This window comes from Kibdelosporangium philippinense (genome assembly GCF_021390435.2).
Taxonomy (GTDB): Bacteria; Actinomycetota; Actinomycetes; order Mycobacteriales; family Pseudonocardiaceae; genus Kibdelosporangium; species Kibdelosporangium philippinense.
Genome location: NZ_JAJVCN010000001.1, coordinates 615,708 through 628,741 on the forward strand (window position 1 = coordinate 615,708; position 13,034 = coordinate 628,741).

The 13,034-nt window shown below is 63.9% G+C and carries 14 protein-coding genes and 4 pseudogenes; 8 read left to right on the forward strand and 10 right to left on the reverse strand.

Annotation, left to right across the window (positions count from 1 at the left end; all coding sequences use genetic code 11):
• Positions 1 to 13: 13 nt before the first annotated feature.
• Together LWC34_RS02945 and LWC34_RS02950 are read right to left on the reverse strand one after the other, a co-directional pair.
• The gene (locus LWC34_RS02945; protein ID WP_233722858.1) at positions 14 to 418 is read right to left on the reverse strand and encodes a hypothetical protein; all 405 of its coding nucleotides are present in this window, start codon (positions 416 to 418) and stop codon (positions 14 to 16) included.
• Complete coding sequence (locus LWC34_RS02950; protein WP_233722859.1) at positions 415 to 585, reverse strand: hypothetical protein; 171 nt, start codon at positions 583 to 585, stop codon at positions 415 to 417. Before LWC34_RS02950 ends, LWC34_RS02945 begins: the two co-directional genes overlap by 4 nt.
• 688 nt (positions 586 to 1,273) lie before the next feature.
• Between LWC34_RS02950 and LWC34_RS02955 the strand changes: the two genes are divergently transcribed.
• The 3 genes from LWC34_RS02955 to LWC34_RS02965 are packed head-to-tail and all read left to right on the forward strand — an operon-like array spanning position 1,274 to position 2,996.
• Positions 1,274 to 1,567, forward strand: coding sequence for a DUF6317 family protein (locus LWC34_RS02955; protein WP_233722860.1), 294 nt, complete (start codon positions 1,274 to 1,276; stop codon positions 1,565 to 1,567).
• Complete coding sequence (locus LWC34_RS57885; protein WP_233722861.1) at positions 1,564 to 2,682, forward strand: putative T7SS-secreted protein; 1,119 nt, start codon at positions 1,564 to 1,566, stop codon at positions 2,680 to 2,682. The genes LWC34_RS02955 and LWC34_RS57885 overlap by 4 nt, the downstream gene beginning before the upstream one ends.
• Entirely contained in the window at positions 2,679 to 2,996 is a 318-nt protein-coding gene (locus LWC34_RS02965; RefSeq protein WP_233722862.1) for a hypothetical protein, read from the forward strand. Before LWC34_RS57885 ends, LWC34_RS02965 begins: the two co-directional genes overlap by 4 nt.
• Positions 2,997 to 3,007: 11 nt before the next feature.
• On the opposite strand, the gene LWC34_RS02970 is transcribed toward LWC34_RS02965, so the two are convergent.
• The 3 genes and pseudogenes from LWC34_RS02970 to LWC34_RS02980 all read right to left on the reverse strand — a co-directional run.
• A complete protein-coding gene (locus LWC34_RS02970) occupies positions 3,008 to 3,466 on the reverse strand; it encodes a type II toxin-antitoxin system VapC family toxin (RefSeq protein ID WP_233722863.1) in 459 nt (152 codons plus the stop codon).
• The gene (locus LWC34_RS02975) at positions 3,456 to 3,725 is read right to left on the reverse strand and encodes a type II toxin-antitoxin system Phd/YefM family antitoxin (RefSeq protein ID WP_233722864.1); all 270 of its coding nucleotides are present in this window, start codon (positions 3,723 to 3,725) and stop codon (positions 3,456 to 3,458) included. The genes LWC34_RS02970 and LWC34_RS02975 overlap by 11 nt, the downstream gene beginning before the upstream one ends.
• Positions 3,726 to 3,837: 112 nt before the next feature.
• Positions 3,838 to 4,026 (reverse strand): annotated as a pseudogene (locus LWC34_RS02980) (MBL fold metallo-hydrolase); the annotation flags it as partial.
• Between the two features lie 66 nt (positions 4,027 to 4,092).
• Here LWC34_RS02980 and LWC34_RS02985 point away from each other — a divergent pair.
• Both LWC34_RS02985 and LWC34_RS02990 read left to right on the forward strand, forming a co-directional pair.
• The gene (locus tag LWC34_RS02985; protein ID WP_233722865.1) at positions 4,093 to 4,371 is read left to right on the forward strand and encodes a type II toxin-antitoxin system Phd/YefM family antitoxin; all 279 of its coding nucleotides are present in this window, start codon (positions 4,093 to 4,095) and stop codon (positions 4,369 to 4,371) included.
• On the forward strand, positions 4,364 to 4,768 hold the full coding sequence (locus LWC34_RS02990; RefSeq protein ID WP_233722866.1) for a type II toxin-antitoxin system VapC family toxin: 405 nt from the start codon (positions 4,364 to 4,366) through the stop codon (positions 4,766 to 4,768). Before LWC34_RS02985 ends, LWC34_RS02990 begins: the two co-directional genes overlap by 8 nt.
• A 44-nt stretch (positions 4,769 to 4,812) precedes the next feature.
• On the opposite strand, the pseudogene LWC34_RS02995 reads toward LWC34_RS02990, so the two are convergent.
• From LWC34_RS02995 to LWC34_RS03005, 3 genes and pseudogenes are all read right to left on the reverse strand, one after another.
• Positions 4,813 to 5,007: pseudogene (locus LWC34_RS02995) on the reverse strand (MBL fold metallo-hydrolase); the annotation flags it as partial.
• A 22-nt stretch (positions 5,008 to 5,029) separates the two neighbouring features.
• On the reverse strand, positions 5,030 to 6,298 hold the full coding sequence (locus tag LWC34_RS03000) for an ATP-binding protein (protein ID WP_233722867.1): 1,269 nt from the start codon (positions 6,296 to 6,298) through the stop codon (positions 5,030 to 5,032).
• A gap of 181 nt (positions 6,299 to 6,479) precedes the next feature.
• Positions 6,480 to 6,667: pseudogene (locus LWC34_RS03005) on the reverse strand (MBL fold metallo-hydrolase); the annotation flags it as partial.
• A 317-nt stretch (positions 6,668 to 6,984) separates the two neighbouring features.
• On the opposite strand from LWC34_RS03005, the gene LWC34_RS03010 reads away from it, so the two are divergent.
• Positions 6,985 to 7,641 carry a Uma2 family endonuclease gene (locus LWC34_RS03010; RefSeq protein WP_233722868.1) on the forward strand — a complete coding sequence of 219 codons (657 nt, stop codon included), beginning with the start codon at positions 6,985 to 6,987 and terminating at the stop codon, positions 7,639 to 7,641.
• Between the two features lie 73 nt (positions 7,642 to 7,714).
• Here LWC34_RS03010 and LWC34_RS03015 read toward each other — a convergent pair.
• A pseudogene (locus LWC34_RS03015) lies at positions 7,715 to 7,894 on the reverse strand (MBL fold metallo-hydrolase); the annotation flags it as partial.
• A gap of 153 nt (positions 7,895 to 8,047) precedes the next feature.
• Positions 8,048 to 10,342 carry a 2OG-Fe(II) oxygenase gene (locus LWC34_RS03020; protein WP_233722869.1) on the reverse strand — a complete coding sequence of 765 codons (2,295 nt, stop codon included), beginning with the start codon at positions 10,340 to 10,342 and terminating at the stop codon, positions 8,048 to 8,050.
• Between the two features lie 389 nt (positions 10,343 to 10,731).
• Here LWC34_RS03020 and LWC34_RS03025 point away from each other — a divergent pair, with 389 nt between their 5' ends.
• Positions 10,732 to 11,583, forward strand: coding sequence for an IS5 family transposase (locus LWC34_RS03025; RefSeq protein WP_233722595.1), 852 nt, complete (start codon positions 10,732 to 10,734; stop codon positions 11,581 to 11,583).
• Between the two features lie 62 nt (positions 11,584 to 11,645).
• Entirely contained in the window at positions 11,646 to 12,833 is a 1,188-nt protein-coding gene (locus tag LWC34_RS03030; protein WP_233722870.1) for a hypothetical protein, read from the forward strand.
• Positions 12,834 to 13,034: the final 201 nt, after the last annotated feature.

Below are 13,034 nucleotides of genomic sequence, written 5' to 3' on the forward strand. Positions count from 1 at the left end.
GACTTGTGAAAGGTCATGCCGGTCGGACGAGCAGCCGCACCGTGGCCAGGTAGCGGCTGGCCGCCGCGTGGTGGTAGTCGGGCAGCCAGCGCGGCCCGTCCATCTCGGCGACGTCGACCACTTGAGCGCCGCCGTAGCCGACTCCGCGCAGCGTGAGGACCGCGGCCCTGGCGAGCAACGACACCCCGTGCGCGGCTGTCTTGTCGGGGCCGTAGCACTCCAGGTCGATCAGCGGCTGGTCCAGGTACTGGTCGTCGATCCACGCGCCACCAACGCGGGAGACGAGCACGACCTTCTGCGTGCCGGTGAAACCGGGCGGTGGCTTGTTGTCCACGACGATCCCGGCGAGCTCCGAGCGGTTCTTGATGGAGTCGACGACCAGCCGCTCGACGTCAGGGAAGACGACCGGACCGGTCACGCCTTGCTCGTCTCGGACTGCTTGCGAGCGGGACGCTCAGTCTCCGCGTCGTCGGTGGCGGGTACCGCGATCCGGCCGATCAACGTGGTCGCGACCTGGTCGTCGACGTCGACAACGGCACCGGGAGCATGGCCGTCCCACCAGTAGGTAAGGCGAATTCTGGGCATGGCTCTCCTAGAACAGCGCTGACAGGCAGCGAAACGCGAGCTGCGCGAATCGGCGCGGGTGCCTTGTTGCGGCACCGCGAATCCGTGCAGAGAGGTGTCGATGAAGAAGACGCGCTAAGTCCACAGTGGACGCAGCGTCGGCGGGTCAGCCGTCGAGTGGGTACACATAGCCCCCCGGAATGTGTGGTAATCCCCAATCCCCATGCGCGCCGCGCGTTGCCCCCGACAATCGACTACCGGCGCTTGAGGCCGAGTATACGCAAATCGGCGCCCGGCTCAACCGGCTCGCCGCCGGACACATGGCGAATTTCCGCTGCGGATCGACGCTCGGTCATCCCGGTTCAAAATGTCCTATGTAGACAGTGGTTATTCGCCGACTCTTCGATGGGCGCGTGTGGATCTGACGACACGGCGCGTGAAACCGGTTTCGAGGTGACGGTTCTTGCCGCACGTCCCTGAAGGTCCAAAAAGGACTCGCTGTGGACAGCGTGTTATCTCCTCGTCTGGTGTGCTGCATTTGTTCGCACGTCAAAGATGCTGAATAAGCTGTTCGGCGAAGCGAGTGGCACGGAACTGTTCGAATGCGACTCCACCGCCAAGCCGCGAACGAATCGCGGACAAGCTTGCGAACCGGCTGTGGCGATCCGGTAAGGTTTCGTCACTGTGAGCGACCTGGATGGGAGGCTGGGTGAGTTCGGATGGGTTCGCAGTCGATCTCGAAGCTCTCAACGCGGCAGGTGACCGGGTAGGTCGATTGGCCGGAGACCTGGCCGAACCGTCCCATGAGGTCCCGAGCGCAAGCGTCTTCGGACATGACCGGCTGGCCGACGCGATCGACAAGTTCGCCGCGCAGGAGGAGGACAGCCGGACGCGGTTGACCGCTGAAGTGGAATCGATCCGCGACCGGCTCGCCGAGACAGTCAGGAGCTACCGACAGGCCGACGAGGACGGCGCTGAACGGTTCAAGGACATCGCGACGTGACGTCGAAGACCGCGAAGGACCTGGTACCAGGCGATCCGGACGAGATCTGGCTGCTCGCGGACTCCTACAACCGGATGGCCCGCACCTGGGAAGAAATCGGCCGAGGTTTCCGCACGATCGACGACGGCGGCTGGTCCGGCCGAGCAGCCGAAGCGTTCCGCGCCCACTTCGAGCAGCAGCCCAAGCGGTACCTGGCCATGGCCGACTCCTACGGCCAAGCCGCGACCGCGCTGGACACTTATGCCTCCGTCCTGGCCTGGGCGCAACGCCAGGCAGGCGAGGTGATCGCGTTGGGCGACAAAGAAGACGCGCCGCCCAACCCAGCAGAACCCGTGAGCTGCACACCTGCCGAACAGGCTGAGCTCACCGGTGTCATCACCGGCACCGACGACCCTCAACCCATTGGCATCGACCAGCACGAACTCGCTCTCTGCACGTACCGTCGGGCCCTTGCCATGCTCGACACCGTCGGCAACGAGTCGGCGACCACGATCATGGCAGCGGCCGAGTTGATGCCCGCGCCGTTCACACAGCCAATCCCGCAGGCCGTCACCCTGACTGTGCGTGCCGTGGTGAGTCCGCAAGAACCTCGAACCTTGTTCGACCCCAAGGCATTGCGCGACGACCTGCAAAGCTGGGCCACGGCTATCAAGGAAATCCGCAAGCGACTGCGCTGGGACGGCCTCGACCGGATGTCCCCGCGCCTGCCCCAGCACATCTTCGACGGCCACTACCGCCCAAGCAGGCAGGAAGACACCGGTTACCACCACCGCGAAGGCGGCGTCGACCGCGGCGCGCTCCGCGTCGTCGAGATCATCGACGGACCAGACGAGCACGGGGTCTATGTCGCCCGCGTATCTGGCCCGCGCACCGCACCCAACAAGGTCAAGACCAGCACGTTCTTCCCAGATTCGTGGTCGCGTGCAAAGGTCCTGCAGGCCGTCCGCCATGCCTTCCGTACCGGCGACTACGACCCCACGAGCCGTCGCTTCCGCGGGGAATACGAAGGCGTACAGATCGTCGGCCACCTCAAACGCGGCCCAGCAGAGCCCCGGCTCTGCGACGTCGTCACGGCGTACCCTCGTGGTGTGCGGAAGCGACCGAAGCGCTCATGAGTAAGGCGACGACACGCGTCCGCTTCACCATCGTCGACGACGAACTGCGCGTGTCGGTGCCGAAAGAGCTGGACACCCTCACCGACTTCTTCGAAACCGAAATAGGCACAAGCGAAGCCATGCTCGGCTTGATCGAGCATCACGTCCGGCACGAACGCACATGGCAGTTCACCGGCAACGCCTGCCACCTATATCTCGACGGCCAAACAGTCACCATCGAGCACGACTATGCCGGTACCCGCACGACCGTCGATCGCGCCGACTTCCGCATCCTGCTCAGCGACCTGCGCGCCGTACTCACCGACCATCGCTGAGCGTTCAGTGGCTACCCGTGTGGCACTCGTGGGCGAGCGACCGGCACGACGGTCAGCAGGTCGTGAAGTCCTTTGAAGTCTTCTGGGTTGGTGGTGAACAAGGGGAGGTCTTCGGCGATCGCGGTGGCGGCGATCATGAGGTCGACCATCCTGCGTCGTGGTTTGCGTCCGCTGGCGATCACTGCCGCGGATACGCGTCCGTATATCCTGGCTGCTTCGGCGTCGAAGGGGACTGGGTCGAACTCGCTTTCGGCGCGCTGCAGTACATCGAGGCGCCTGGCACGTTCGGTGTGTTCGTCGTAGACGTCTTGCTCGTCGTTCCGCCGTACCTCGTGGGGTCCTGCGGAGAGTTCGGCGAGCGTGATCGCGCTGATGGCCATCTCATCGGGCAACTCGGCAGGGTTGATCCAGCGGCGCAAGATCAGGATGTTGGTGTCGAGCAGACCTTGCTTGTGAGCGTTACTGCTCATATGGGTCTCGGGACTCCTGGTCGAGCGCGGCTTTCTGATCGGCGCGGAAGGCGTCGATATCGACATGGGCGGCGTTGCGGGACATGGCGGCGAACTCGGCTCGCGAGACGAAGCGTCGGCGTCGGCGCAGTGGGATCAGTTCGCCGATCTCGTGGCCGTCGCGGGTGACGGTGAACGACCGTCCGCTTTCGACGGCGTCCATGATCTCTTTCGACCTGTTGCGGAGGTCTCGCTGCGTGATCTCAGGCTGCGCAGACATGACACCATTCTAACTGCATGTGGCACCCGGTGCTACATAGTGCCGCGCTGTCTTTCTGTCGAGGGCCCAATCCTTTCCATACGCTGCCGCACGCCTCCGCGCCCAAAGTCCGTCACCGGCCGCGTTCACGCCATTCGTCGATGTGCGGCTTCTGCTCGCCCAAGGTCAAGTCGTCGCCATGTCCCGGGTAGAACCAGGTGTCGTCGGGTAGCGCATCGAACAGGCGCGAGGAGACGTCGTTGACCAACGACGTGAAATCCTTGGGAGAGTTGGTCTTGCCAACTCCACCAGGGAACAGAGATCGCGTCAGCGGGCAACAAGGCTAGCTTCTGTAGCGCATAGGGCTACACGGGGCTACACTTTGGCCATGCGAGTCATCAGCCAGCGAGAGTTTCGCAACAACTCTGCCGCCGTCATGGACGCTGTGGAAGCGGGGGAGACCTACCACGTCACGCGTAACGGGGTCGAGATCGCCGAGTTGCGTCCACTTTCTCGCAGACGACGGTTGACCGCCGAGGAGCTCGTGGAGCGTCATCGACGGTTGCCGCGGGGCGAGCACAAGTTGATGCAGCAGGAAGCCGACGAGTTCTTCGGCACGGAAGATCGCATCGGCGACGGCGATCCTTGGGAGCGTGGTCGTGGCTGAGCGTCCTGAGTCAGGTGTCCTGGACACCTGTGCTTACATCGATCTCGACCTGCTCGACCCGGCGCAGTTGCCTGCGATTCCGGAGATCTCTGCGATCACGATGGCGGAATTGCACCAGGGTGTGGCTATGGCCAAAGACCCTGCGGTCAGGGCGGCGCGGACAGAGAAGCTTGGTGCAGCGATCGCCGATTTCGACCCGTTGCCTTTCGATCGCGACGCGGCTACCCGGTACGGCACGTTGGTCGGACTCGCCTTAGCTGCGAACCGTGATCCCAAACCGCGACGGATGGACCTCATGATTGCTGCGATCGCATCAGCTCACGACTTGCCGCTCTACACGCGCAACGCTGATGACTTCAAGGGCCTGCAAGGCATGCTGACCGTAGTCGCCATCTGAGTGCTTCGGCGAGCCTTCTCGCCGAAGCACTCAGCCCAAACGACCTACCAACCTCGGGAGCGCCATTCGTCGACGTGGGGCTTCTGCTCGCCCAGGGTCGAGTCGTCGCCGTGGCCTGGATAGAACCAGGTGTCGTCCGGGAGTGCATCGAACAGGCGCGAGGAGACGTCGTTGACCAACGACGTGAAATCCTCGGGAGAGTTGGTCTTGCCAACTCCACCAGGGAACAGAGTATCTCCTCAGCGGTGAACAAACTTGTGATTAGCGATGCCCGGTTTCCCAGAGGGCAGAGATGGGGAGGGACAGGAGCCGTTCTCCGAAGTTGACGCTGCCTCGCTTGCCTGTATGCAGCACGATGCCCTGACGGAACTGGTCACCGACCTGATCGCGTAATGCCGCGAGGCCCTGGAAGTCGTCGGCCGTGACTGTGTCTCGTGCCTTGGACTCGATTCCGACGATCTGGCCGTCCTCTCGCTCGAGGACTACGTCCACTTCTGCGCCGCCGCTGATTCGCCAGTGGTGGAGGCGGACCTGGGACTCGCTCCAGGTGGCCTGTTTGGCGAGTTCGTTGACGATGAATGTCTCGATAAGCGCGCCGCGCGCCGGAGCAACGGGCTTGGCGAGTGACTCCGCGGAAACGCCAAGCAGTGCGGTCGCCAGCCCGGTGTCGGTGAGATGCACTTTGGCGTGTTTCACTACCCTCGCGGTTGGGTTCCGTGACCAGGCTGGCAGCCTGTGAATCAGGAAAACTGCTTCCAGTAGTTCGAGGTACCGGTTCACAGTCGTGCGGTGCAGGCCGGTCTTGTTCGAGGTATGGACGCTGTTGTGTTCCTGCGCTGTGATGGAGGCGAGGTAGGACAAGAGCGTGGTGATGGCACTGGGCTCGTTGAGCCGTGTCATCTCCCGGATGTCTCGTTCCGCGATCGCGCGAACGTAACTGCGGAACCAGGTCCGGCGGGCTCTGGCACTGTGCATGAGAGCGGGCTCAGGGAATCCGCCCCGACAGACACGGTCGAAGTAGCCGGTCCGGTCCACTTGCGACGGTGTGAACTCCCGCAGTGAGCCCGGTTCGTCGAACGCGGTGTCGATGAACCGCTCGAACTTGCCCTCAAACTCACCTTGGGAGAAGGGCCAGACGTCGACGACGTCGCCGCGCCCCGCGAGCGACTCGGACAGACTGGGGGTAGACAAGAAGCGGGTCGACCCGGCGAGAACATACCGGCCCGCCCGTGGGTCCGCGTCGACCTCAGCCTTGATCGCTCTGACCAGCGGATCACCGGCCCGCTGGACCTCGTCGATGAGCCTTGGCTCGGTGCCGTTGCCGGCGAACCCGAGTGGGTCGCTGATCGCGGCCTGTAGCAGTTGCTCATCGTCCAGGTTGAGCAATGTGCCCCCAAGCAGAGCACGCACCGCATTGAGCAGAGTGGTCTTGCCCGCTTGCCTTGGCCCGTTGAGAATCACGACACGGAAGGTCGAGAGATACTCTTTGACCAGGTCACAGCATGCGCGGGGCAGGTCCGGCTCGGGCATGACACCTCGGCGGTTCGTCGGATCGGCGAGTGGGAGAAGTGTACATCTCACAGTGAGTTGGACCGACATTCTGCGGTCAGTTGGACCGACATTCGACAGAATGATCCACCGACATTTTGTTGATCTTGATCAGTGATCGGTTGCTTGGCGAGTGATCTCGCCAAGCAACCGCGAGGTCCCACCAGCCGCAGGAGCGCCATTCGTCGATGTGCGGCTTCTGTTCGCCCAGTGTCGAGTCGTCGCCGTGGCCTGGGTAGAACCACGTGTCATCAGGCAGGGCATTGAACAACCGCGAAGACACGTCATCGATCAGCGACGTGAAGTTCTCGGGAGATGACGTCTTGCTACGCCGCCAGGGAACAGAGTATCGCGTCAGCGGTGAACACCTGTGCCGCGACACGTGGTCTGGTGGCGTCTTGCAGTGCTCCACCTGGCTCACGAGAGCGGTTCGGAGGCGACTCCGTGGACCCGCGAAGGCTGGGCTACACGTCCGGCGGCGCTCCGTACGCCATTACGAGGACGAACTCGACAACCACCCGTAGGTGAGCGCTTGTGAATGGTGGGGTTGACATGTCCGATGTTGCCAGCGGAAACGTCGAGCGCAGGGTGTCAGACGGTACAGTTCAACGTGCGTCAGAGTCGTCAACTTAGCCCGACCGGTGCGTCACGCGAGAGGAGCGCCGCTCATGAGTGTCGCAGCAGTGGCGCATTTCACGCTGCCAGACTCGCCTTACGCCATGTGGGTGCGTGACGAGCTTGCTGGTTACCTGCACCTGCCGAAGGACGGCACGCGTGTCGAGGTTGTCGGAGGAGAGATCGTCGTGTCGCCTGGCCCTTCCGTCGATCACAACGGGATGGTCAGGGATATCGAGCGCGGACTGTTCGCTGCGGAGTTGACCGATCCTGCCTTTGTCTGGCGTTCGGTGCAGACGACTGATCTCAACATGTTCGAGATAGGTGACGGCTACATCCCGAACTTGATCGTCATGGACGCTGAGGTCTTGGCGGAGGCGCGCGAGACAAAAGCCAAGCATTTGCTGCCGTATCAAGTGGAGCTTGTCGTCGAGGTCACTTCGCGGTCGAACGCTGCCAGTGATCGGCAACCAGACCGAAAGCGCAAGGTCGGAACCAAGTGGAGCGGATACGCGCACGCGGGTATTCCGTATTATTTGCTTGTCGACCGTGATCCGAAGGCGTGCGTCACCGCGTTGTATGCGAATCCGGACACGCGAGCCGGAACCTACGTCGAGCTGCAGACCTGGGCTTTTGGCGAAACCATCCGCCTGCCGCGTCCGTTCGGCTTCGAGATTTCAACCGAGCAATGGGATCACTGGGACGACTAGGTTACTGACGGCAGGGTCAGTACGGCTCGGCGAGGCCGCCTGGTTCAGACGGCCTCGTGCAGGAACGTCTCATTCACCAGCCGCGTTCACGCCATTCGTCGATGTGTGGCTTCTGTTCGCCGAGCGTCGAGTCGTCACCATGGCCCGGGTAGAACCAGGTGTCGTCGGGTAGAACGTCGAACAGCCGCGACTTCACGTCATTGATCAGCGAAGTGAAGTTCTCGGGTGAAGCCGTTTTTCCCACGCCGCCGGGAACAGCGTATCGCGTCAGCGGTGAACATATTGCCGCGACGCGGTCATGGCGACTCGTGAGGTACCTGTGACCGGCATGAGCAGGGAAGACCTTCGGCGATCGCGGTAGATGAGACCGTCTGGACGATCATGCACCCGTTTCTGCTCCGTCACCTTACGTTCGCGTTGATGCGTCACCCCACCTCGACGTCAGCCATGCCAGGTCGGTCAAGGCCTTGTGCCGCGTGTTCCTGGCGCGCGTGAATAGCTCGTCGGTTTTGGTCAGCACCAGAGTGTATGGCCGCCCTTGCCGCCGGGTCTGGTGCCGCACGGGCAGGCCCGCCGAGTCGATCTGGGCGTGCACATGCCGACGTCCGTCTTTCGCCAGCGGCCACTCGAAGATCCGCTGCGACCGGGAGCCGAGAAACGTTCCCAAGGTGTCACAGAGGCTGCACCCGCACCCGGTCCAGTCGATCGACCAGTCGTCTTCGTCACGCAGTGGCCGCGCGACGATGGTGCCGAGCCGCTGCGCGCAGTCCTGCGCGACCGCGTCGAGCCCGGTCGCCCGCCGTGCTTCCGCCAGACGCAGCGCTGGCATCAGGCACTCCAGTATGTTGTCCCCGCATTCGCGCAGTGCTTCCGTGATCTCGTCGCATAGCTTGTCGTCGGCCGCCTCCAGCAGCCGCACCAACGGCGAGCTCAGCATCTCCAGCTGCGGCTGGCGGACCTCGCTTCGCGCGGTGGTAGTCCAGAGCCGGAGCTGGCTCCCCATCCAGCGCCAGGCTCCGGCGGCCAGGAGCCGCGCCACCTCCGGCCTCCCGGTGGCACGCAGTGCCTCACACAGCCCTGGCAGCGTGTTGTCGATCCACTCTGACAAGTCGGTTCCGAGGTGGTGTCGCGGCCGGAACCATCCGTCGATGACGCTTCGTGTCCAGTTATCGCCGTACTGCCCGGCCGCTGCCGCCAAGCCGCCCGCATGCTCCTGTGTGACTGTCCCCACCCGGAACGGTTCCAGCAGCATCGCCGCTGTTCTGGCGGCGTCCAGGCCTGCTGCCACGTCCAGGGCCGCATCGAGCAGTCCCGGCTGGGCTCCTGTCTTTTTCCAGAATGGCGCGAGTGATTCCGCTGCGGCACGTGCGCTGTCCAGGTCTCCGGCGTCGATGCGGTCTCGGAGCTTGTGGAGAGCCCAGTGCGCTCCGGCTTCGGCGCGCGCCGCGAACGCCCTGTCCTTCGGCCACACGACAACCGCGGCCCGCCGGTACCAGCGGTCCAGCGTGTTGCCGTAGTTGCCCATATAGCCCTCGTACTCGGACTGGTAGGGCTCCAGGTTCGCGCTCGGGGTGGTGGCACACACTTCGTAGTCAGGGACGTGCAGCGAGATCGGCTCGCCGCCGGTGCCGTCCGGGCTGGTCCACCAGCCGAGGGTGATCTCGTCGTCGATCAGCTCGTTGAGCTGAAAGTCGTCAGGATCCTCGCCCGGGTCGCGGTGACCCTCATCCTCATCCTCGTCTTCATAGGAGTCGTAGTCGTCCCATGGGTCGCTGTCGGATGGCAGGGCGTCCCAGGTCTCCTTCACCTCGGCGAGTGCCAGCACCGCCTCGCACCCGGCCTGCCCTGCTGCGGCGCGCACCAGCGCGGCTCGCTGGGCGTCGGTGCCTTTGAGCCGGTGCCAGTTCAGGCCCCGCTGGGTGTACTCGTGGTCGAGCAGGAAGACCAGCCGGTTCGGCGGACTGAGGTCGCGGCCTCCGTATCGAGGGGTGGCCGGCGTGGTGAAGTGCTCGGTCAGGCAGCGCGCCAGTTCGGTGGCGGGGCCAATCTCGGGGGCCGGGTTCTCGGTGCTGGAGAGCAGATTGAACGTGAGCGTCACCCGATACCCGGACCTGACAGGGGTGACCTGGTGACGACAGTCAGCGTAGAACGCGACAAAGGTCAGCTCCTCCTTTGACGCTCGGTAGGAGATGCTCTTCCCCGCGTGGTCGATGACCAGTTCACCACCGGTGTGCGCCGAAGGCAGGGACACGACCAGCGTGCCTACCATCGTGTCGTCTTTCTCCGAGTCCTGGTGAGGGAGAAAGAACTGCCCCTTGCCGTATATCAGCATCGAGTGCAGCTCGGCCCGCAGGCATGAGGTCTGCGGGAGTCCGAGCTCGTCACGAAAGTGTTCCAGCGCGCGGTGCATCAGCGCTGTCCAGCCGGGTCCGCCGAGTGTGATCTGATCCGGAGTGAGCTCCCACGTGTCGCGGACATCGGTGTCGGTCAGCGTCTTCTCTCCTCGCCCGAACATCGCCGACCGAGCCACTGCGATCAGTTTCTTCGCCAGAGGTGCACGGACCGGAAGGCTGACAGGTCCGACGCCGGACACCTCAAGCTGGAGCAGATGCGCCGGTGCCAGCAGTTGAGCACTGACCGACCCGGTCGGCTCGGAATCGTCGAGTAGCCGCGCCAGCCGTTCCCGTGCCGTCTTCGCCATATGTCCTCGCTCGCGCTCGCCATCTCCTCTTGCGGTCAGACTGTAGTGGCGGCGACGGGAATGCAGACGGCGACCGTTCGTCGGCCCACCTGTCTGTCTACAGTAGACCAGATCTAGCTCGGCGAGGCCGCGCCGAAGACGTGATCGTCCATGAGTGCGACGTGGTGATAGTGCCCTGGCTCGGGGCTTTCCGAAGTGGCGAGGCCGGTTGCCTATGCTTCGGCGATGCCCGTGTCTCGGAAACGTAAGAAGAAGCCTGGCAAGTCTGGTCGGTCCCGGGCAGCGGCCCGGGTGGAGCCGCGCGGATCTCGTGCTGATCTAAGAGGGCATCTGATCTTGGTTGGGGCGATATGTCTGTGTCGGGTGACGGCTGATACCTTGATCAACTTGTGGGGTCCCGGCGTGCGTACCGCAGCGACTTGTCCGATGCTCGCTGGGCGTTGATCGAGCCAACGCTGACGGCGTGGCGTGCTGCCCGGCGTGGGCCGGGAACCGTGATGCGCGTGCATGACTTGCGGGAGATCGTGAACGCGATCCTGTACGTGTGCCGGACCGGGATCGCCTGGGAGTATCTGCCGCACGACTTCCCGCCCTGCAAGACGGTTTATGACTACTACGCCAAGTGGGAAGCCGATGGCACAACGGAAACGCTGCATGACCTGTTGCGTGACCAAGTCCGCGTCGCGAAAGGCCGCGCTGCTGCCCCGACGGCGGCGATCATCGACTCGCAGAGCGTGAAAACCTCCTGCAATGTCAGCGAATCCAGTCAGGGTATCGACGCGGGCAAGAAGATCAAGGGCCGCAAACGGCACATCGCCACCGATGTGCTCGGCCTGCTGCTGGCGGTAATCGTGACCGCGGCGTCGGTGCAGGATTCCGCTGGCGGGCAACAGGTTCTCGATCATCTCGCCGCTGCGCATCCGACCGTGTCGGCGGCATGGGTGGACGGTGGCTACAACAACACAGTCATCCGTCATGGAGCCCAGCGGGGTATCCGGGTTGAGGTCGTCAAACGCCCTTCTGCCAAGGGATTCCACGTGTTGCCCCGGCGGTGGGTAGTGGAGCGCAGTCTGGGCTGGCTGATGCAACACCGCCGACTCGCGCGCGACTACGAAGCCCTGCCCCAGCGGTCGCGCACGATGGTCCACTGGGCGATGACTAACATAATGAGCCGCACCCTGACCGGGGAATCCACCCAAACCTGGCGAAACGATCCACCCAAAGCAGACATTCTTGCCTAACTAAGATCAGATGCCCTCTAAGAGAGCCTGATCGCCGTGAGCTCGCGGATGCGTGGCGAGGTTTGGCCGCCTACCGAGAGCAGGTCAAAACGCGGCGGGCGTCACGTGCCGCTGAGATGGCAGCGGATCTGGTCGCGGACCTCGTGGCGGTGGTGGCGAGTCAGCCGGACATGATCTTGGAAGACGCGGTGTGTCTGCGGCTGGGGACGCTGTTGGGCGAGGAGGAGCAGACTCCGGTCGATGACCGACTGGGCCCGCATGATTTGGCCGATGCCATGGTGGCGGCTGCCGTAGCCGCGGTGGAGACGACTACAGGAGAGGCGGACGCGTGGCGCGCTCCGTGGCGGGTGCTCACCGCAGTAGCCGGTATTCTGCCGTACCCGCACAGCGAGGTCGCGGTCGACGCGATCGCTCGGTTGCGGGATACGGCGGGCGGGCGGGTGTTGCCTGCCGCGCCGCCCGGTCCGGTGGCGACCGGGACAGTGCTGTGGAGCCGTGACCGGTATGGCAGCCGGTTTGCCGTCGCCGCGCCGATCACCACTGTGGACCAGCAGGTGCGCTGGTACTTGTGGGATATCGATGCCTGCGGACATCAGGCGTTCACCGTGCACAGTGGCTTCTACCCGACGCCGGACGCGGCGTTGAGTGCATGGCAGGCTGGGGTCGGCCAGATCGCCGCGGCGGATACGGAATTGGCTCAGGTGGATGACCCGTGGCTGTTGGCCGAACTGCTACCCGCCGAGGAGGGACTACTGCGTTCCGGCGGGGAAAGCGTAGAGCAGTTCGCTGAGTACCATCGCAGCAAGCGTTTGGGCGAGGCTGTGAAGCAGGCGGTGCGACCGCAGGGAACCCGGCCCGGTGGCGGTTTGAACGCGGCCACCGCAGCGGTCGAGTTCGCTGGATGGCTGCGTGGCCGCGACGCCGACCGGCAGGAGTTACCGGAGGACATGGACGAACTGGTCACAGAACTGGCCGACTCCTGGTGTATCAACGGCATCGACGCGGTATTCGCAACGTGTTCTCCGCACCGGGTTGCCCTGTGCGTGCTGCACATCCGTGGCTACTACATCGAGGAGTTCGCCGACCAACTGGTTGCTCTGCTACCCGAGTGGACCCGCTGGCTGGCCGCGCGCAACGCCACCCCACCAGAGTTGGCCGATCGCTGCGTGCCCTACGCAGAGGGGAAACCGCACTCCCAGGTCGAGGTGGATGACATCGGACCCGACTACCTCGCTCGTGTCACCGAATAGGCAGGATTCGGCGCGGCGTGTGATCAGACCGAAGGTCGGGCATGGTGACAGCGTGCCGAACGAGCAAAGATCAATGGTCATCTGGCCGATGGATCTCTGGTCGTTTGGCCGCTGACCCCATGGTCAAACAGTCGCAATGCTGGTGGTCATCTGGCTGCTTATGAAACGGTCACCTCACCGGCCAGGCAATGTGCGGACACG

Bases quoted from the DNA above. Each gene is read 5' to 3' on its own strand.
- LWC34_RS02950 (WP_233722859.1), bottom strand. From the start codon at position 585: ATGCCCAGAATTCGCCTTACCTACTGGTGGGACGGCCATGCTCCCGGT.
- LWC34_RS02965 (WP_233722862.1), top strand. From the start codon at position 2,679: ATGAGTAAGGCGACGACACGCGTCCGCTTCACCATCGTCGACGACGAA.
- LWC34_RS02970 (WP_233722863.1), bottom strand. From the start codon at position 3,466: ATGAGCAGTAACGCTCACAAGCAAGGTCTGCTCGACACCAACATCCTG.
- LWC34_RS02975 (WP_233722864.1), bottom strand. From the start codon at position 3,725: ATGTCTGCGCAGCCTGAGATCACGCAGCGAGACCTCCGCAACAGGTCG.
- LWC34_RS02985 (WP_233722865.1), top strand. From the start codon at position 4,093: ATGCGAGTCATCAGCCAGCGAGAGTTTCGCAACAACTCTGCCGCCGTC.
- LWC34_RS03000 (WP_233722867.1), bottom strand. From the start codon at position 6,298: ATGCCCGAGCCGGACCTGCCCCGCGCATGCTGTGACCTGGTCAAAGAG.
- LWC34_RS03010 (WP_233722868.1), top strand. From the start codon at position 6,985: ATGAGTGTCGCAGCAGTGGCGCATTTCACGCTGCCAGACTCGCCTTAC.
- LWC34_RS03020 (WP_233722869.1), bottom strand. From the start codon at position 10,342: ATGGCGAAGACGGCACGGGAACGGCTGGCGCGGCTACTCGACGATTCC.